Annotated in this window: 21 protein-coding genes; 9 read left to right on the top strand and 12 right to left on the bottom strand. The window is 67.4% G+C overall.

Annotated elements, in window-relative coordinates:
- Positions 1–24 precede the first annotated feature (24 nt).
- Complete coding sequence (arcA, locus tag ACXPWS_RS05445; RefSeq protein ID WP_458713419.1) at positions 25–1,221, bottom strand: arginine deiminase; 1,197 nt, start codon at positions 1,219–1,221, stop codon at positions 25–27.
- Positions 1,222–1,270: 49 nt separating this feature from the next.
- Here arcA and soxR point away from each other — a divergent pair, with 49 nt between their 5' ends.
- Complete coding sequence (gene soxR / locus ACXPWS_RS05440; protein WP_458711464.1) at positions 1,271–1,702, top strand: redox-sensitive transcriptional activator SoxR; 432 nt, start codon at positions 1,271–1,273, stop codon at positions 1,700–1,702.
- A gap of 30 nt (positions 1,703–1,732) precedes the next feature.
- Complete coding sequence (locus tag ACXPWS_RS05435) at positions 1,733–2,341, top strand: alpha-ketoglutarate-dependent dioxygenase AlkB (protein ID WP_458711463.1); 609 nt, start codon at positions 1,733–1,735, stop codon at positions 2,339–2,341.
- Positions 2,342–2,343: 2 nt separating this feature from the next.
- Here the strand turns inward: ACXPWS_RS05435 and ACXPWS_RS05430 are convergent, their stop codons facing one another.
- Both ACXPWS_RS05430 and ACXPWS_RS05425 read right to left on the bottom strand, forming a co-directional pair.
- Positions 2,344–3,003, bottom strand: coding sequence for a DUF5642 family protein (locus ACXPWS_RS05430; protein ID WP_458711462.1), 660 nt, complete (start codon positions 3,001–3,003; stop codon positions 2,344–2,346).
- Between the two features lie 19 nt (positions 3,004–3,022).
- A complete protein-coding gene (locus tag ACXPWS_RS05425; protein ID WP_458711461.1) occupies positions 3,023–3,679 on the bottom strand; it encodes a DUF5642 family protein in 657 nt (218 codons plus the stop codon).
- A gap of 161 nt (positions 3,680–3,840) precedes the next feature.
- Here ACXPWS_RS05425 and lpqN point away from each other — a divergent pair, with 161 nt between their 5' ends.
- The 3 genes from lpqN to ACXPWS_RS05410 all read left to right on the top strand — a co-directional run bounded on the left by lpqN (position 3,841) and on the right by ACXPWS_RS05410 (position 5,839).
- Positions 3,841–4,551 carry an envelope biogenesis lipoprotein LpqN gene (gene lpqN / locus ACXPWS_RS05420; protein ID WP_458711460.1) on the top strand — a complete coding sequence of 237 codons (711 nt, stop codon included), beginning with the start codon at positions 3,841–3,843 and terminating at the stop codon, positions 4,549–4,551.
- Positions 4,548–4,934 carry a hypothetical protein gene (locus tag ACXPWS_RS05415; protein ID WP_458711459.1) on the top strand — a complete coding sequence of 129 codons (387 nt, stop codon included), beginning with the start codon at positions 4,548–4,550 and terminating at the stop codon, positions 4,932–4,934. The genes lpqN and ACXPWS_RS05415 overlap by 4 nt, the downstream gene beginning before the upstream one ends.
- A gap of 83 nt (positions 4,935–5,017) precedes the next feature.
- Complete coding sequence (locus tag ACXPWS_RS05410) at positions 5,018–5,839, top strand: vacuolar protein sorting-associated family 26 protein (RefSeq protein WP_458711458.1); 822 nt, start codon at positions 5,018–5,020, stop codon at positions 5,837–5,839.
- Between the two features lie 32 nt (positions 5,840–5,871).
- Here ACXPWS_RS05410 and ACXPWS_RS05405 read toward each other — a convergent pair whose 3' ends face one another.
- Together ACXPWS_RS05405 and ACXPWS_RS05400 are read right to left on the bottom strand one after the other, a co-directional pair.
- Positions 5,872–6,705 (bottom strand): shikimate 5-dehydrogenase, encoded by an 834-nt coding sequence (locus ACXPWS_RS05405; protein ID WP_458711457.1) that lies wholly within the window; start codon positions 6,703–6,705, stop codon positions 5,872–5,874.
- Complete coding sequence (locus tag ACXPWS_RS05400; protein ID WP_458711456.1) at positions 6,705–7,724, bottom strand: GNAT family N-acetyltransferase; 1,020 nt, start codon at positions 7,722–7,724, stop codon at positions 6,705–6,707. Before ACXPWS_RS05400 ends, ACXPWS_RS05405 begins: the two co-directional genes overlap by 1 nt.
- A gap of 129 nt (positions 7,725–7,853) precedes the next feature.
- Between ACXPWS_RS05400 and ACXPWS_RS05395 the strand changes: the two genes are divergently transcribed.
- Together ACXPWS_RS05395 and ACXPWS_RS05390 are read left to right on the top strand one after the other, a co-directional pair.
- On the top strand, positions 7,854–8,501 hold the full coding sequence (locus ACXPWS_RS05395) for a TetR/AcrR family transcriptional regulator (RefSeq protein ID WP_458711455.1): 648 nt from the start codon (positions 7,854–7,856) through the stop codon (positions 8,499–8,501).
- A 154-nt stretch (positions 8,502–8,655) separates the two neighbouring features.
- The gene (locus ACXPWS_RS05390) at positions 8,656–9,243 is read left to right on the top strand and encodes a carboxymuconolactone decarboxylase family protein (RefSeq protein ID WP_458711454.1); all 588 of its coding nucleotides are present in this window, start codon (positions 8,656–8,658) and stop codon (positions 9,241–9,243) included.
- Here the strand turns inward: ACXPWS_RS05390 and ACXPWS_RS05385 are convergent.
- Complete coding sequence (locus ACXPWS_RS05385; protein ID WP_458711453.1) at positions 9,240–10,031, bottom strand: bestrophin-like domain; 792 nt, start codon at positions 10,029–10,031, stop codon at positions 9,240–9,242. The genes ACXPWS_RS05390 and ACXPWS_RS05385 overlap by 4 nt on opposite strands.
- 217 nt (positions 10,032–10,248) lie before the next feature.
- Here ACXPWS_RS05385 and ACXPWS_RS05380 point away from each other — a divergent pair, with 217 nt between their 5' ends.
- Positions 10,249–11,211, top strand: coding sequence for an NAD(P)-dependent alcohol dehydrogenase (locus tag ACXPWS_RS05380; protein WP_458711452.1), 963 nt, complete (start codon positions 10,249–10,251; stop codon positions 11,209–11,211).
- 145 nt (positions 11,212–11,356) lie between these two features.
- Here ACXPWS_RS05380 and ACXPWS_RS05375 read toward each other — a convergent pair whose 3' ends face one another.
- From ACXPWS_RS05375 to ACXPWS_RS05365, 3 genes are read right to left on the bottom strand one after another with little or no spacing between them, the layout of a single operon-like run.
- Positions 11,357–11,779 carry a pyridoxamine 5'-phosphate oxidase family protein gene (locus ACXPWS_RS05375; protein ID WP_458711451.1) on the bottom strand — a complete coding sequence of 141 codons (423 nt, stop codon included), beginning with the start codon at positions 11,777–11,779 and terminating at the stop codon, positions 11,357–11,359.
- Between the two features lie 30 nt (positions 11,780–11,809).
- Positions 11,810–12,118, bottom strand: coding sequence for a hypothetical protein (locus ACXPWS_RS05370; protein WP_458711450.1), 309 nt, complete (start codon positions 12,116–12,118; stop codon positions 11,810–11,812).
- Between the two features lie 12 nt (positions 12,119–12,130).
- A complete protein-coding gene (locus ACXPWS_RS05365; RefSeq protein ID WP_458711449.1) occupies positions 12,131–12,439 on the bottom strand; it encodes a DUF3349 domain-containing protein in 309 nt (102 codons plus the stop codon).
- A gap of 156 nt (positions 12,440–12,595) precedes the next feature.
- Between ACXPWS_RS05365 and phoU the strand changes: the two genes are divergently transcribed.
- Entirely contained in the window at positions 12,596–13,243 is a 648-nt protein-coding gene (gene phoU, locus ACXPWS_RS05360) for a phosphate signaling complex protein PhoU (protein WP_458711448.1), read from the top strand.
- A gap of 28 nt (positions 13,244–13,271) precedes the next feature.
- Here phoU and ACXPWS_RS05355 read toward each other — a convergent pair whose 3' ends face one another.
- Genes ACXPWS_RS05355 through ACXPWS_RS05345 form a run of 3 tightly spaced genes read right to left on the bottom strand, consistent with a single transcriptional unit; the run spans position 13,272 to position 16,890 of the window.
- On the bottom strand, positions 13,272–14,753 hold the full coding sequence (locus ACXPWS_RS05355) for a glycoside hydrolase family 130 protein (RefSeq protein WP_458711447.1): 1,482 nt from the start codon (positions 14,751–14,753) through the stop codon (positions 13,272–13,274).
- Complete coding sequence (locus ACXPWS_RS05350; protein WP_458711446.1) at positions 14,750–15,766, bottom strand: glycosyltransferase; 1,017 nt, start codon at positions 15,764–15,766, stop codon at positions 14,750–14,752. Before ACXPWS_RS05350 ends, ACXPWS_RS05355 begins: the two co-directional genes overlap by 4 nt.
- A complete protein-coding gene (locus tag ACXPWS_RS05345; protein WP_458711445.1) occupies positions 15,763–16,890 on the bottom strand; it encodes a glycosyltransferase in 1,128 nt (375 codons plus the stop codon). The genes ACXPWS_RS05350 and ACXPWS_RS05345 overlap by 4 nt, the downstream gene beginning before the upstream one ends.
- Positions 16,891–17,008: the final 118 nt, after the last annotated feature.

The raw sequence follows: 17,008 nt of genomic DNA, 5'->3' as shown, positions 1-17,008 counted from the left end.
GCCCTATCGGCGGTGGATCGAAACCTAGAGCGGGTCCCGCGCCGCCGGGCAGGACATGCAGCGCGGACCACCGCGCCCGCTACCGAGCTCGGATGCCGCGATGGTGAGCACCTCGACCCCCGAATCGGCAAGTCGCGCATTGGTTTCGGTGTTGCGTTCGTAGGCGACCACCACGCCGGGAGCCAAGGCCAGCGTGTTGTTGCCGTCGTCCCACTGCTCGCGCTCGGCGGTGACCGGGTCCAGGCCGGTGTCGATCACCCGCAACGTGTCGATCCCCATCGCGGCGGCCGCCGCCGTGACGAACGGCAGCTCGTCGTCGATGTGCACCCCGCCGCCGGGCGTGCCGTGCATGGTGAATGCCGCCAGTGAGTCGACGACGTTCGGGTACATCACCACCGCATCGGTGTCCACCATGGTGCAGACGGTATCCAGATGCATCTGCGCGCGCTGCTGGGCGATCGGCACCGCCAGCACGGTGTGCGCCAACCCGTCCTCGAACAGGCTGCGCGCCAGCGCCTCGGCGCCGGCCGGCGTGGTGCGCTCCCCCACCCCCACGGCCACCACACCCGGGCTCAGCAGCAGGACGTCCCCGCCTTCCACTGGCGCAGAACGTGATTCGTAGGCACGCCGGACACCCAGGAACCGGGGGTGATGGGCGTAGATCAGGTCGGTCAGCGAGGACTCCCGGGCCCGGGCCGGCAGGGCCAGGGAGGTGATCGCCATCCTCGGGCCGATCCAGAAGGACGAATCCCTGGTGAACATCAGGTTCGGCAACGGGTCGATGACGAAGTCGCCGCCGTGATGCATGCGCCGCACCAAGGACAATTCACCGCCCGGGAACGGCAGCTCGGTGAAGGTCATCCCCGCTATCAGCACGTGGGCCAGGGTGGCGGCGTCCAGAGTACGCAGGTAGGACGAAAGTTCTTGAGCCAGAGGGATACCCAGCCGGCGCGCATCGACAGCCGCGGAGATGCCGTGCATCCTGGCCGCGCCGGAGGCAAGGGCCTCGGTGAGCAGATCGGCCAGCAGCAGCACCTCCACACCGCGGGAGGTCAGCACCGCGGCAAAGGCGTCGTGTTCCTCCTGCGCCTTGGCCACCCAGGGCAGTCCGTCGAACAGCAGGCTGTCGTTGTTGCGCGGTGTCAGACGCTGCAACTCGGCTCCCGGTCGGTGCAGGATGGCGACCCGCAGGGTCCCCACTTCCGAATTACAACCCAGCACCGCAGGAGCGTCCACACCGCAAACGTTAACTCAACTATGGTTGAGGTGTATGGAGACACAAGAGCTGACGCCCGGTGAGATGTCACACCGCAGTGGTGTGGCCGTGTCGGCGCTGCATTTCTACGAACGCGAAGGACTCATCGCCTCCCGGCGCACCACGGGAAATCAGCGGCGTTATCCCCGCGAAACGCTGCGGCGGGTGGCGTTCATCCGGATGTCGCAGCGGCTGGGCATCCCACTGGCCCGGATCCGCGAGGCGCTGGCCTCGCTGCCCACCGACCGGGTGCCCACCAGCAAGGACTGGGCCAAACTGTCGGCCGGCTGGCGTCAGGACCTGGACGACCGCATCGTGCACCTGGAACGCCTGCGCGACAATCTGGCCGGCTGTATCGGCTGCGGGTGCCTCAGCCTGAAAACCTGCCTGCTGTCCAATCCCGGGGACATGCTGTCCGAACACGGCCCGGGCGCGGCCAAGCTCTGAAATCGAACGTCTGTGCGATACGCTGGGGTGGTGTCTCTGGCCGTTCAGGGGTCGCTCTTCGACCACTCCGAGCGTCGTCATCTGGGCGACGGCGCCTGGATCGACGTCCGCGCCGGCTGGCTGAACGGGTCCGCCGAAGGCGAGGACACCCTGTTCGACGAACTCCTGACGGCCATCCCGTGGCGGGCCGAACGCAGGCAGATGTACGACCGGGTGCTCGACGTACCGCGGCTGGTGAGCTTTCACGACCTCAGCGCCGAGACCGCCCCGCATCCCGGCATCGCCCGGCTGCGCGTGCGGCTCAACGACATCTACGCCGGCGAACTCGGCGAGCGGTTCACCACGGCGGGGCTGTGCCTCTACCGCGACGGCGACGACAGCGTGGCCTGGCACGGCGACACCATCGGACGCAGCAGCACCGCCGACACCATGGTGGCCATCGTCAGCCTCGGCGCCAGACGGGTGTTCGCCATGCGCCCGCGCAACGGCGGACGGGCCCTACGGTTGCCGCAGGCCCATGGCGACCTGCTGGTGATGGGCGGGTCCTGCCAGCGCACCTGGGAGCACGCGGTGCCCAAGACGGCGCGGCCGGTCGGTCCGCGGATCAGCATCCAGTTCCGCCCCCGCGACGTGCGCTGACATCAGCCCCGCACCGCGGACACCGCCTTGGTGAGCAGGTCACGCGCCCGCTGGGTGTCCACCTGGGCCACCGGCTTGTCCGGCTCGACGAGCGGATTGGCCGTCACCATCACCAGGAAATTGTCGAAACTTGCGACGTAGTTGAACAATTCGCCATTGCGCGGGGACCCGTCGGTCATCAACGTCTGCACCACCCGGTGCGTGCCCAGCACCTGCGCGCCGTCGATCTTCGGGGACTCGACCACCTGGACCTGGCCCAGCAGACCGGTACCGGCGTACTCGACCTTCTGGCAACCCGGTCCCGGATCGTTGAAGCCAAGGGGCTGCGAGGTCTCCACCGCGATGACGATGAACCGGTTGCCGTTCCCCTCGGCCGTGGTGGCCGCCATATTGCCCTTCAACCCCGCCGGGATGGCCAGGCCGTTGGCGAACTTGGCGCAGTCGGGTGGCTCGACCTTGACCCCGGGCGGCATCGGCTGCCCCGACAGCTTCTTCGGATCGATCCCGGCCGGCGCCACGGTGGTGACGTGGAATTCCGGACCGAACGCGGTCTTCAGATCGACGACGCGGGCGATATCGGCCTGCGGGGCGGGCTTGGCACCCGAGCACGCGGTGAGGGCGGCAGCACAGGCCACGAGGGCGGCCGCTCGTGGAGTGAGCATCGCCGCCAATCTACCGGCGTCACCGTGTGACCACCGAGACCACCTGTGCCAGCAGACGTGGCGCGATATCCGACGGCAACGGTTGCAGGGCGGACCCGGGATCGGTGACCGCCGTGACGGAGGCGATGTATCCGCCGGGCAGATACGCGGTGACGGTGTCGCCGTGCAGCCGTGTCTGTGTCCCGCCTTCGACCGTGGTGGTGACCACCGCACTCATCGCGACGGTCGACGTCGCGGCGACCGCGGGGGCCGGTGCCAAGGTCACCGCTGCGGCGGTGTGCCCACCGGTCACCGACCACGCCGCACAGCCCTCGGGGATGCCGGTGTGCGCGCCGGGTCCGGCGACCACGGCGTAGATGATCCCGCCCGAGCCCGACGCCGACCAGCCGCGCACCCGCGTCCCCGCGCCCGGATCGGCCAGCGCGCCGCACTGCTCCGGCGTCGCGGTCCAGCCCGGCGCGAAGCCCCAAAAGGTCACCAGCGCAGCGGTTTCGGCGATATCGGATACCTCATAACCCGCGGGCACAGCACCACGGGCCCGGCCTATCGCGGCCGGGTCGACGCTGCCGGAGGCGGCGGTGCTGGTGGCAGGAGACGGGGGCGCGGTGGTATTGCCCGCCGCTCCGCACCCCGCCACACTCAGCGCCGCGACCAGGCCAACCACCGTCGTGCGCACGCCGCTGTGATACCACATCACCCGGCGACACCCGGGGGTTCTGCTGCGATCAACCCCTATGACGACTGCCGGACCGGTAACGTCACGGACCGATTCACGCCGAGTGACTAGGTTTCCAACAGGATCTTCCCGGTAAGACGGCGACCATCACAGGAGAAGCGATGACAGCACACACCACGGCCCGTGGACTCGCGGTCGCGGCCGCCGTTCTGGGGCTCGCCCTGGCCGGCTGTGGCTCGGACAGCAAGACCGCGACCGCGTCCAAGGAAAGCACCAGCGCATCGGCGACTTCAGAGACCTCGGCGAGCAGCACCACCAAAGCCGCGCCGAGTACCACCGCCAATGCCAGCGGCCCGAACTACACGATCGTCGACTACGTCAAGGACAACCACATCACCGAAACCGCGGTCAAGCGCGGCGATCCGGGTACGCCCACAGTGAACCTGCCGGTTCCGGAGGGCTGGGCGGATGCCGGCGCCAAGGCGCCGGATTGGGCGTGGGGCCAGATCGTGTTCAGCGATCCCGCGGCCGGGCCGGTTCCCCCGACCATCACGGCCGTCATGTCCAAACTCACCGGCGCCGACGCAGCAAAGGTTCTGGAGTACGCCCCCGGCGAGCTGAAGAACCTGCCCGACTACGAGGGCGGCAACGAAGGGCAAACCGGCAAGCTGGGCGGATTCGACGCCGTGCAGGTGGGTGGCACCTACGTCAAGGACGGGCAGAAGCGCATGATCGCGCAGAAAACCGTCATCATCCCTGCCGGCAAGGATCTGTTCGTTCTGCAACTCAACGCCGAGGGCACCGAGGACCAGATCGGCCCGCTGATGGATGCCACGTCAGCCATTGACGAGCAAACTACGATCACCCCATGACACAGCCCGCCCCGCACGAACCACCGCCGCCCCAGCGCGGCCTCACCCGCGATGAACGCGGGCGCGATATCAGCGACGCCCAGGCCGAGGTCGAGGCGCAGACATCCAAGGTCGGCCAGTACCTGCACGCGATGAGCCCGAAGTTCGTCCTGTCGATGGCCGAGGGCTATCCCGTGGTGCTCAAGCAGTTCATCCAGTTCTGTTTGATCATCATCTGGCCGGCGTGGGTGTTCGCCGTATTGGTCGGCGCCGCCTGCCACTTGCTGTTCTACGTGACGGTGTACCCGTTGCTCTGGCTGCTCTTCTGGCCGGTGCGGGCGTACCAGAAGAAGCACCATCCCGAGGAGTACGCCGCGAACAGAGCAAAGTACAAGAAGAAGTAGTGGGCCTGTTCAGCCGATCCGGCGGCGCGAAGGTCACGATCTCGCCGGAAACAGTCACCCCACGCCAAACGGTCCAGGCGACGGTGACCACCGATAAGCCGATCGACAAGGTCCGGTCCGCGCGCCTGGACTGGGGTTACACGAATTTCTACCGCTACCACTGGGCAGGTCGCGTCGACTCCGCCGCGGCGACGGCCAACGACACCATCTGGACGGCCGACCAGGTCGGCACCAGCTACGGCGGTGATCGCGACACCGAGGACTGGGTGAGCGTCATCGTCGAGGACATTCCGATCGCCACCGGGCAGTTCACCGGCGCCGCGTCGACGTTTCGCATCCCGTCCTGGGCGCCGGCGTCGGCATCGGCGATCGCGCGCTGGGAATGCCGGCTCACGGTCGACCGTGAAGGTAAAGATGTCGACACCCGAGGCGAATTCACCGTGCTGATCGGCACCGCGGACGTCGAAGCCTATGTCGAGCCGCAGGAGGTGGTCTCCGGGGCCGCCGAGACGGTCATCGACCTCGCGTTGTCCAAGCCGGTGTACCGGGCCGGGGAGACCATCACCGGCCAGGCCACCCTGACCCCCACGATGGACCTGCCCGACGGTGATTTCGCGGTGTCCTGGCAGCGTGATCGGGAATCGCATCCGCTGACCCGCACGCCCGGTCCGGGCACTCAGCTCGATGGTCGAATCGTGGCGCTGGGCAAGCGAATTCCGCTTCGCGCCGGGGTGCCGGTGGTGCTGCCGTTCGAGATCAGCCTGCCCGACGACGCATCTCCGACCGCGGCCGCGGTGCATTCGTCGATCAACTGGTTCGTCCAGGGCCGGTTGATGTACGCGGGCTTCACCGGGCACATGCTCGAGCGGGTACGACGGCCCATCGTCGTCGTCAACGCACCTTGACAGTCACACGACGTACTTTGCGCCGCAACACATCAGGCGCGTGATACGGCCGAGGCGGCGGCGACCTGTGCCGGTGTCGGACGCACCCCGGTATAGCGTTCGAACTGTTCGGCGGCCTGCAGCGCGATCACCTCGGCACCGGTGATCACCGCGACGCCCGCCGCCCGCGCCGCGGCCACCAGCGGCGTCTCCGAGGGCAGTGCCACCACATCGAACACCGTGCGGGCCTCCGCGATCACGTCATCGTCGAAGGCAAGCTGTGCTTCCTCCGGGCCGCCCGCCATACCGATCGGGGTGACGTTCACCAGGATCGGCGCCCGCAGCGAACCGACCTCGGTGGCGTGGTCGAAGCCCAACCGGTCGGCCAGCGCGCGACCGGTTGCGACGTTCCTCGCGACGATGACGCCTGCACCGAAACCGCTGTCCCGGAACGCACTTGCCACCGCGCTGGCCATGCCGCCGCTGCCCCGGATGATCACGGTGTCGTGGGGATCGAGCCCGTTCTCGTCGATCAGCTGTTGCACCGCAAGGTAATCGGTGTTCGATGCACGCAGCTGGCCGTCGTCGTTGACGATGGTGTTGACCGATTGGATGGCCGTCGCCGACGGTTCGACCTCGTCGACCAGCGCGAGGACATCGGATTTGAAGGGCATCGACACCGAGCAGCCCCGGATTCCCAGTGCCCGCACACCGCCGATGGCCGCGGCGATGTCGGTGGTGGTGAAGGCCTTGTAGATGAAGTCGAGCCCGAGTTCGGCATACAGGTAGTTGTGGAAGCGGGTGCCGATATTGCTCGGCCGAGCGGCCAGCGAGATGCACAGCCGGGTGTCCTTACTCAACTCCGGCCTCCGGCCGGCGCCAGCCATCAGCCCACCGCTCGCATCGCCTTGCGGGCCATCTCGTAGATGGCGCGGTACCGTCGCGGGTTCATCGACACAGCGGGCACGCCGACAACCGTAGTCACCACGTTGAGATCGTCGCGCTCCCAGTGCGCGCCGGCCCGGTCCATGATGGCCCGCATCGGATAGTTCTCCGTCAACACCCGCGCGGTGAACGTGGTGACCCCGCCGGCCCGGGCCGCCACCGCCAGGGCATCCATCAGGAAGGTGCCGACACCGCGGCCCTGGTAGGCGTCGCCCACGATGAACGCGATCTCCGCGGTCGTCGAGTCATGCCCGTCGCGCACGTAACGCGCGTCGGCCACCACCGGCCCGTCCGGGCCGTCGGTGAGCACCCAGACGAAGTGGTCGACATAGTCGACCTCGAACAGGTAGGCCATCAGCGACGCCGTCGGCGCGCGGGTGCTCTGGAACCGGCGGTACAACGTCTCGCTGGAGAACTTCACCGGCCCGTGGATGGTGCGCTCGTTGTCACCGGGCAGCACGGGCCTCAGGTACAGGACGGCGCCGTCGCGCAGCGTCACCGGGAGTGGGGTGAGGAACGCCGCCAGTCGCTGCCGGGCGATCCGCACCATCCGGTTGAGCACCGACTCGACGCCGTCACTGCGCTCGCCCCGGATCGGCAGTTCGAGCATGGTGGCGAATGCTTCGGGGCCACCGACCCATCCGGTCAGTGGCTCGGTGGCCGTCACCGTCGCGGTGCGCGGGATGCCGCGCAGCAGGGCGATCTCCCCGACCACCAGACCGGGATGCAAGGGCACCACCGTCGGCTCGCCGTCCTCACCGATGTGGGTGACTTCGGCGGACCCGGAGCCGATCAGCAGGAAGAACCCCGCGTGCTCGCCCTGGCGCATCAGCACCTCACCGGGTGCCGCGACGAGCGGTTGCAACAGTGCCGCCAGGGGCGTCAAGGTCGGGGCTGGGCAACCCGCGAAGAATTCCAATGCGGCCAGTTCACCGGCGCGCGCATCGGTCACTCCAGACACGTCACGAGGCTACGGCCTGGTCCGGGGAGAAGCCACAACGCGGACGAAACTTTGCTGTGCAGCGACTGAGTATGAGGTGATGAGAGGCATTTCTACGCACGGGTCAGATAAGTGTGGCAAACTCCGCGTATGACTCAAGCGCTGCGCCGCACTCGCGGTCGCCCCCGGGCAGCTAACGGTTCGGAGACTCGTGAGCGAATCATTCGTGCGGCTCGGCAAGTTTTCAGCGAACTTGGCTACGACGCGGCTACCTTTCAGGGCATCGCCGAGCGCGCCGATCTGACCAGACCGGCGATCAATCACTACTTCTCCAACAAGCGGGCGCTGTACCAAGAGGTGCTGACGGCAACCAACGCCGTGTTGATCACCGCGGGTGTCACGGCCGCCGCTACGCAGACCACCCTGGTCGACCGGTTGTCGGCGTTCTTGAGCGGAATGATGCTGGCCCACCGGGAGTACGACTCCGCCGCCGCATTCCTGGTCACCTCGATGCTGGAGTCCCACCGTCATCCCGAACTGAGTCAAGACGCCTACGCCCCGCGCGACGATGTGCGCGCATTCGTGACCACAGCCGTCAATGAGGCATCGGCGCAGGGACACCTCGACGCCGGCACCGATCCGGACACCCTGGTGGAGATGCTGCTGGTGCTGATGTTCGGCATGGGCTTCTACGCCGGATTCGTGGGCACCGACGCCGAGGTGACCGCCGTGGTGGACAAATTGCAGAAGATGTTGTCCAACAACTTGTGGCGACTGCGGGAACCCGCCGCCACCTGATCTCCACCCGCTGATTCGCCTCGAGCAGATGACCTAACCGGGCCTCGCGCTGCCGCCGTCGGAGGCGGTGGGGCAATCTTGGGAGACCGCCCTGACCGATCAGGGCACAAACCCCGGATTCCACCACCGCCATCCGTACGAGAGGACCGGCTGAATGACCCGTGTTGACCCGTTGCCGCCCAAGCAGTGGCCGCCTGCGATGCGCGATGCCCTCGCCGCGATGAACCCGCCGGTGCGCCGGCATGCGCAGATCGCCACCGAAGGCAGGCCCAAGGGGTTGAACGTGCTCGGCGCGCTCGCCTACCACCCGGAACTGGCGCGGGCCTTCTTCACCTTCAACGGTCATCTGTTGTCGGCGACGTCGCTGACCCCGCGGCAACGCGAACTGCTCATCCTGCGCACCGCGGCACTGCGGCAGTCGGAATACGAGTGGGCCCAGCATGTGGTGATCGCCGGGGACGTCGGCATCTCCGGCAGCGAGGTCACCGCCATCGCCTGGGGCCCGGACGCCTCGACGTGGTCGCAGATCGACGCCGCGCTGCTGCGCTGCGCCGACGAGTTGGTTGCCGACGGGATGATCGGCGACGCCACGTGGGCCACGCTGTCGGCCGAGTTGAGCACCGAGCAGATCCTCGATGTCATCTTCACCGTCGGCGCGTACGAGACGCTGGGTTGGATGCTGCGCAGCTTCGGGGTTCAGCTCGACGACGACGTGCGTGAGTACCTGGCGAACCGGGACTAGGGGGCGGGCTCGGTGAGCACCCGGACGGCCTCGTGCAAGGGATCCGGTGAGGTGGCGATGTCACCGAGGAACGGGTGCGCCAGCTCCAGTACCAGGAACAGGTTGGTGGCCACCAGGACTGCGACTACCACCACCATGGGGTAGTGCATCGCGGGTCGCTGGACTCCGTAGATGATGGCGGTGCCCAGCACCATGGCGCTGGTGATGAAGATGACCGCCCACAGCGGCCACGGCGGCCCGTCGTCGTTGCGGGCCTGCAGGATACGCACCGTCCGCGCCTGCCCGATCTTGTCGAAATTACTGAAAGATGTTGCCAAGAACGTCTTTTGGACATCGGTGGTCGGTTCGACCTGCCCGTAGGCGCCGCGGAGCTCGGTCAGCGCCCGGTCGGCGGCCGCCGAGCGCTGGTTGCCCCCACCGGTCCATTCGGCGATCGCCGCATTCTCATAGGTCAGCAGCGCCGCTCTGACCCGGTCCCGGTCGGCCGGCGCGAACACCGTGGCGTCGGCGGCCATCTGCACGGCCGTGGCACCCTCGTTGCGCGCATTCCCGTCGGCGGTGTTGATCGACCCCCACATCGACGACACCACGAAACCGATGAAGAACGCGTAGACGAAACCGATGACGCCGTAGGTGAACCGGGTGACGTCGTTGTGCTCGTCCAAGGTCAGCGCCGGAAAACGGTGGCGTATCACCCGGAGCACCACCACGGCACCGCCCGCCAAGACCGCGATGAGGGTGATCAGCAAAAACCCCGCCGGGACGTTCTCCACCAGCCACGCCGTCACCGAATCCTCCGCTCCGTCGTCTTGGAACCTTAGGCGACAGGCGACGGGCAGCGGTGGAAATCCGGGGGTATTCGCGTGATGTCGGCGCCGGTGCGGTTCCGGGTCGGGCGGGTCACCAATTGGATTGCGAGCGGCTGATTCTCATCACGACCGGCCGTGGGGCTCACTACGCTGTGCGGGTGGATCGATCATCGACAGGACACGCGCCGTGAAGGCGATGGCCCAGCGAACCTGGGCGGCCGGGGCACCGCTGGAGCTGATCGAGCTGCCCACACCCGCACCGCGCAAGCGCGAAGTCCGGGTCAGCGTGCAGTCCATCGGGGTCAACCCAGTGGACTGGAAGATGCGAAGCCACGGTCCGCTGCGTTGGGCGGCGCGGCTGCTGGGCCCGAAACCGCCGGTGATCGTGGGGGTCGACTTCGCAGGGGTGGTGGACGCGATCGGTCCCGGAGTGACACACGTGGCGGTGGGCGATCGGGTGGCAGGCGGTACCAATTTCGCCCGCAGGCAGCACGGGTCCTATGCCGACACCGTGCTGGTGCGTGAAGGCCAGGTGTGCCGGGTGCCCGATTCGGTGGACATCACGGTGGCCGGGGCACTGCCCATCCCCGGGGTCACCGCATGGCGGGCGGTGGTGGAGCTGGGCCGGATCCGCCGGGCGCCGGCCGGCCACCGTCGGGTGCTGGTGCTCGGCGCCTCCGGGGGCGTCGGTCAGCTGGTGGTGCAGATCGCCAAACGGGAAGGCGCCTACGTCGGCGGAGTCTGCTCCAGCGCCAATGCCGAACGGGTCCGCGATCTGGGTGCCGACGTGGTCATCGATTACACCGCCGGCGACCCGCTGGCACAGGCGCGCGCGCACGGACCGTTCACGGTGATCGTCGACTGCGCCGGCGGCTATCCCGGCGCCCGGTGCCGCGCCCTGCTCGCGCCCGGCGGACGGCACATCATGGTGGCCGGCGATGATGCCCGCGCCGCGGTCTCGCAGCTGTTGGCCCCACGGAAATCCAAGGGCATTCTCGGCAGACCGACCGGGGCGCGGCTGCGGCCGTTGATCGCCGCGGTCGCCGACGGAACCCTGCGGGTGCACATCGCCCAAATCCTGCCGCTCACCGATGCCGAGGAGGCGCACCGGCTCAGCCGCACGGGACGGATGACCGGAAAACTTGTGCTGCAACCCTGAGTGCGACCCGGCACAGGTTTCGACCAAGGGCCGGGCGGGGATTAGTAGGCGCAGGCGTGCGAGGTCCAGCCCGGGTGGTCTCTGCGCCAGGTTCCCCCGGTACAGACCGTTGCCGGGGGAACCGCCAGGCAGAAGTGGATGCTCCTCAGGAATAGTCGGCGGTGATCCACCGGTCGGGGCGCACGATGAACAGCACACTGCGGACGTCCTTCATCCCCTCGACGAACGCGCGTCCACCCTCCTCGCCGAGATACCGGATCGCGATCGCTTCCTTGACCTCCAGCGGTGCCGGCTCCAGTGTCTCGACGACACTGCCTTCGACGACCACGTACTGGTACGGGGGCTCTTCTCGCTGCACCACCAGCGTCACCACACCGGCGTCCTTGATGAGCTTGGACTTGCGTGATGCCGCGCCGGTGTTGATCCGGATCAATCCGTCGGGGGTGTAGTCGTACCAGATCGGGACGCTCGCGGGCGGCCGGCCGTCAGATGCCGTCACCGACAGCACCCCGACGTGTTTGGCGGCCAGGAACTCTTCGCGGGCACTCTCTCCGAAAGGTCTACTCATACTGGCGGGCAACATCGCCGCGGGCCGCAGCTATTCCCGCGGCGTCGACGACCGTGCGGTCCGCAGAAAACGCGCGTCGAGTGCATCGAGCATCCGGTTCGCCGCTTCGATGCGTTCGCGTACCACGGCAATCCGGCACGGTGGATCGACGTAGCCCTTCTCCTCGCATCGACGCCGCCAAAGCGCTTCGGCCTTGCCGATCTTCGACTCCATCGTGGCGATCTCGTCGAGGAGGACCTCGACGAAGAGTTCGGCCTGGGCTCGTTCGGCGGGCTTGGTGAGGCGAAGCACCACGGCATCGCCGACCACCGGCGGGGGGACCTGGTTGTCGATCGTCACGTGCCGGCGAACCTATTTGGGGAATGTCAGCGGGTCGTCGATCGGCCAGCCGGCCGCCAGCAGCCGTCGCTCCACCCGCTGCACGTCCTCGTGCGAGGGCATCTCGTCGGTCAGTTTGGTGATCGCCACCCGGACGTCGGTACCCTGTGCCGGCTTGCTGCCGTCGGCGATGAAATTGTTTGTCAGCGTAAGCACTTCGTCGTCGGACAGCCGACGCCGCAGCACCGCGATCAACGGGATGTAATCGGCGGCCGGTACGCCCTCGGGATAGCCGGCGCGAAGGAAAAGCAATATGCGCGCGAGAACATCGGATAACGCCACGTTTCCCCCTCGGCCCCCCGGCCACATATCAGCGGTCCTCTCTTGGTAGTCGGTGCGCGGCGGCGGAGGCAACTCGTTTCACCAGCCAGCCAGACCGCATTCACGGTGAGTTCATCAAATGCGCATGCCAGGGCGGTCAGCATCTAGTGTGGGACAATGCGCACCGCCTTCCAAGAGCAGCTCGACGGGCTCACCCAGACGCTCAGCGAGATGTGCGGCCTGGCCGGGTTGGCGATGGAACGCGCCACCCAGGCGCTGCTTCAGGCCGATCTGGCGACCGCCGAACAGGTCATCACCGACCACGATCACCTCGCCGCGCTGCGCACCCAGGCCGAAGAGGCCGCGTTCGTCCTGCTGGCCTTGCAGTCACCCGTCGCGAGCGATCTGCGACTGGTGGTCGGTTCCATGCAGAACGTCGCGGATTCCGAACGGATGGGCGGACTGGCCCTGCACGTGGCCAAGATCGCCCGTCGTCGTCACCCTACCCACGCGGTACCCGAAGAGGTGGACGGCTACTTCGCCGAAATGGGCCGCATCGCAGTCGAATTGAGCAACTGTGCCCGGGAGGTCGTGTTGTCGCGCGATCCGCAGAAGGCCGCCCAGATCAGTCGCGACGACGACGCCATGGATCATCTGCACAAGCACCTGTTCACCGTGCTGATGGACAAGGAGTGGGAGCACGGCGTGGCCAGCGCGGTGGACATCACGCTGTTGGGCCGGTTCTACGAACGGTATGCCGACCACGCCGTGGAAATCGGCCGCCGCGTCATCTTCCAGGTGACCGGGACCAATCCCGAGAGCTGAATCCGGCGCCTGGCGGCGCGGCCGGACGTTACGCCGGCAACATCGCGGCAAGCAGGGCCTGCATTGGCACGGTGGCGATGCCGATCGCGCCGTCACAGATTCCGTAGGGCAGCACCAGGGTGTCGGCGTGTACCAAGGCCCCACACGAATACACCACGTTGGGCACATACCCGTCCTGCTCATCGTCGGCGGGGCTCAGCAACGGATGCGGCAGCCGCCCGATCATCCGGGCCGGGTCGTCGAGGTCGAGCAGAATCGCTCCGATCGCGTAGGTGCGCATGGGCCCCACCCCGTGCGTCAGAACCAGCCAGCCCGCGTCGGTTTCGATGGGTGCACCGCAATTGCCCAACTGCAGCGCCTCCCAGGCCTCGGTGGGGCGCTGGCAAGCGGCCGTGGTCGTCCACTCCGTGAGTCGATCGGTGAAGGCGACGGTGTTGGACTCCCGGTCGGATCGCGACATCGCCGCAAAGCGCCCATGTATCCGGCGGGGAAACAGTGCCAACCCCTTGTTCGCGGCCGCGCCACCCAGGATCGGTTGCGAGGTGAAAGAGGTGAAATCGCTGGTGGTCAACAGTTGCTGACTGATCCGCGATCCGCTGTAGGCGGTGTAGGTGGCGTGGTAGGTGACCGTCCCGTCGTCGTCCACGAAACGAACGAACCGCGCATCTTCCATCCCTGCGGCCTCGGCCTCGGCGGCCGGCCACAGCACCCGCTCGGAAAGGACGGTATCCGAGGAGAATTCGATGCCGTAGGTGCGGTCGGCGACCTCGGAGATGGACTCGATCGTCTTCGCGGCGTGCAACCGGGTACGCCGGTGCCGGTGCAGACGTTCCAACCGCTCGTCGAGATCGGAACGGGTGAACCTCTCCCCCAGCCCGTCGAGTACATAGTCGGCGGCCTCCCCCGCGTCGTTGATCCTGGCCAGCTCGCTGCGGAACACGGCGGCATCGAGCAGTGCCGGCACGGTAGCCCCGACGGAGGCGAACCGAGCTCCCTCGTCGAGGCTGACCCGATTGGCCGCATCTACGGTGCCCGTTCGAAACCCGATCGAGGACCGATGCCCCTCACCGATACCACGCACGCTCATCACAAACCGCAGAGCGCCCTCGGCCATGCCCGACTGATCAGGGTGGACGACGATGCTCGGATTGCACAGCGCAGCGCCCTCTATGGCGTACTCGCTGGTGAACATGGCGCCCAACAACAAGATTCGCGCCTCGGTGAGTTCCAGACCCGGGCTTAATCGGTCGGCCAACTCCCGTGCGTGACGACGAAACGTCCCGACGAGATCGCGGTGACGCCGGTCGAACCGGATGACCACATCGTCTAGGGTCGCCCGAACGTCGTCCTCGTCCAGAGCAAGGGTGCGTGCCAGTACCGCGCCCGTTCGGGACTCCTGGGTCTCAAAGCCCTCTTGGCCCGGCACGAACAACCGGGCGATCACGCGTGATCGATCGGCCGCCAGCCGCACCGGGGTCCGGGTGGCGAGACCTTCGCCCAACGACGTCACTGCGGCACAGTGGCGAAGTGGCGAGCCTGCTGGAAGGTCGACAGCGCCGCGAGTGTCGACTCGGCGCCCTGATTGACGTTCACGCCGTCGGCGTGCAACCCGTCGTATCCGCCGCCTGTGGCCGGATTCCACATCGGTGTCGCGGCGTCGTTCGCACCCTCGAACCAGGCCGCTGCGGCCCGCACCGTGTCCGGCCAGATCGCGCGGGCATCGACCGTCGCCGCACGTGCGCAGGCATCGGCCAAGGTGGATATCTCGATGGGTTGCTGGTCGAAACCCGGCCGTGGTTCACCGGCCGTCCAACCACCCGCCGGTGTCGGGGACAGATGGTCCCCGTTCGTCTCGCGGTCGATCAACCAGCCGAGCAGGTCCAGCCCGCGTTGACCCAGCACCTGATCATCGATCACATCGGCCGCTGCGATCATGGCCTCCGCGATCACGGCATTGGCGTAGGTGAGCCGAGCCTCGGGCCACGGCCACGCGGGGTCGGCAGTCGGTGCCGGTATGCCGGCGACGTAGTCGTCGATGAGCTTGCGGGCCGCGACATTGGTGGGGTGCACACCGAGTAGTTCCGCGGCGCCGATAGCCGCGAAGGCCATGGCTCGGGGCCACTTCGAGCGGCCATGCGCGGCTCGCTCGAACTGCACCACCGACAAACTGCGAATCAATCCGACACCGCTGTGCGCGGCGGCCGTTCCCAGCCCCCACAAACACCGACCCCAGCTGTCCTCGAAGGCGAAATCGTCAGTCCACCGGCCCGTATGGTCCATTCGGTTTCGGCACCCCCCGGAGTAGGCCTGCGCCTCGTCCAGGAAGCGCACCGCCACCCGGGCCAGCGCGTGCACGGCGCCGTCGGCGCCCGGTTCGCGCGCAGTGACCACCAGGACCCTGGCCATATCGTCGGTGCAGTAGCCGTGCTCGCGACGAGGGGTGGTCCCGCAGGCGTGTTCGAAGGTGCCGTGGCGGTCCGACAGCTGCAGCAGATGGTCGAACTTAGCCACTGTGGGGCTCATGTCAGCTTCGAACGTGTCGCCAGAATCCGTTGCGCCAGAGCTTGATACGAGTTAGCCACCACAGGCCAGGCCATCGCCGGTGCCAGTCGGCGGGCCTCGGCGGCCATTGCACCGGCCAACCTGGGTTCGGTCAGCACTCGTTGCAGGGCCGTCGCCATCGCCATCGGATCATCGTGGCTGACGACGATGCCCGCTCCGGAGCCGAGCAGTTCGACGGCATGCGGGAAAGCGGTGGCGACCACCGGACGTCCGCTGGCGATCGCATCGACCAACACACCCGAGGTGACCTGATCGGTGGAGTCATACGGCAGCACCACCACCGACGCGGACTGCACCAACTCGGCCAGGGACGCCTGGTCGCGGTAGCCGGCGTCGAACTGCACGGCGCCGGCCACTCCGATCCGGCGCGCCTGTTCGGTGCGCGCCTCGCGGTAGGACTCGCCCTCTGCGGCAAGCACCTTCGGATGTGTACGGCCGGCGATCACGTACCGCGGGCTGCCGGTGAGAGTGTGCAGCGCCCCCATCGCATCGATGACGCGCTCGATACCCTTGCCAGGGCCGAGCAAACCCCACGTCAGCACGGTCGGCCGACCACTGCGCTTGGTGTGGACGCCCGCAGGGACTGTTGCCCCGTGTGCGATGGTGGAGATCTTCCGGCGATCGACGTCGTAACCGGCGCACAGACGCACCTTGGCGGACTCCGACATCACCACCACGTGATCGGCCAGCGCCGCCACCGCCTCCAGCACCGAACGTTGATGCCGACTCGGATCCTTGGGTACCGTATGCGCCACAATGATGGACGGAATATCCAGTCCGCCAAGGATACCCACCACTTCGTCACCGTCGGCACCGCCGAAAATGCCGTACTCGTGCTGGATGACGGCGACATCGCTCGCATTGAGCAGGCCCGAGCAGGCGGCGACCGATGCGGCAGATCCGTTGGTCAGCTCGCCCACCACGCGCTTGCTACGGGTCGGCGTACCGTCTGCCACCCGCACCACGTTCACCTGGGATCCGTTGGCGGACAACCCGTCCGCCAGTGCCGCACTGAAGGTCGCCAATCCACACGGCGTCGGCGGATACGTGCTCAGAATCCCGAAGCTGGGAGTGCTGGACGGCATGCGGTCCAGCAACGGCGTGTGCGAAAACTGAAGATCGACAGGAGAATTCAAGGTGATCCAGACAGCGGGACGTCACCGACATGTCCGGCGCGAGCGGCTGCTCGGTGAGATCAACGGC

The organism is Mycobacterium sp. BMJ-28 (assembly GCF_054404835.1).
This window is presented reverse-complemented; position numbering and strand designations above follow the sequence as displayed.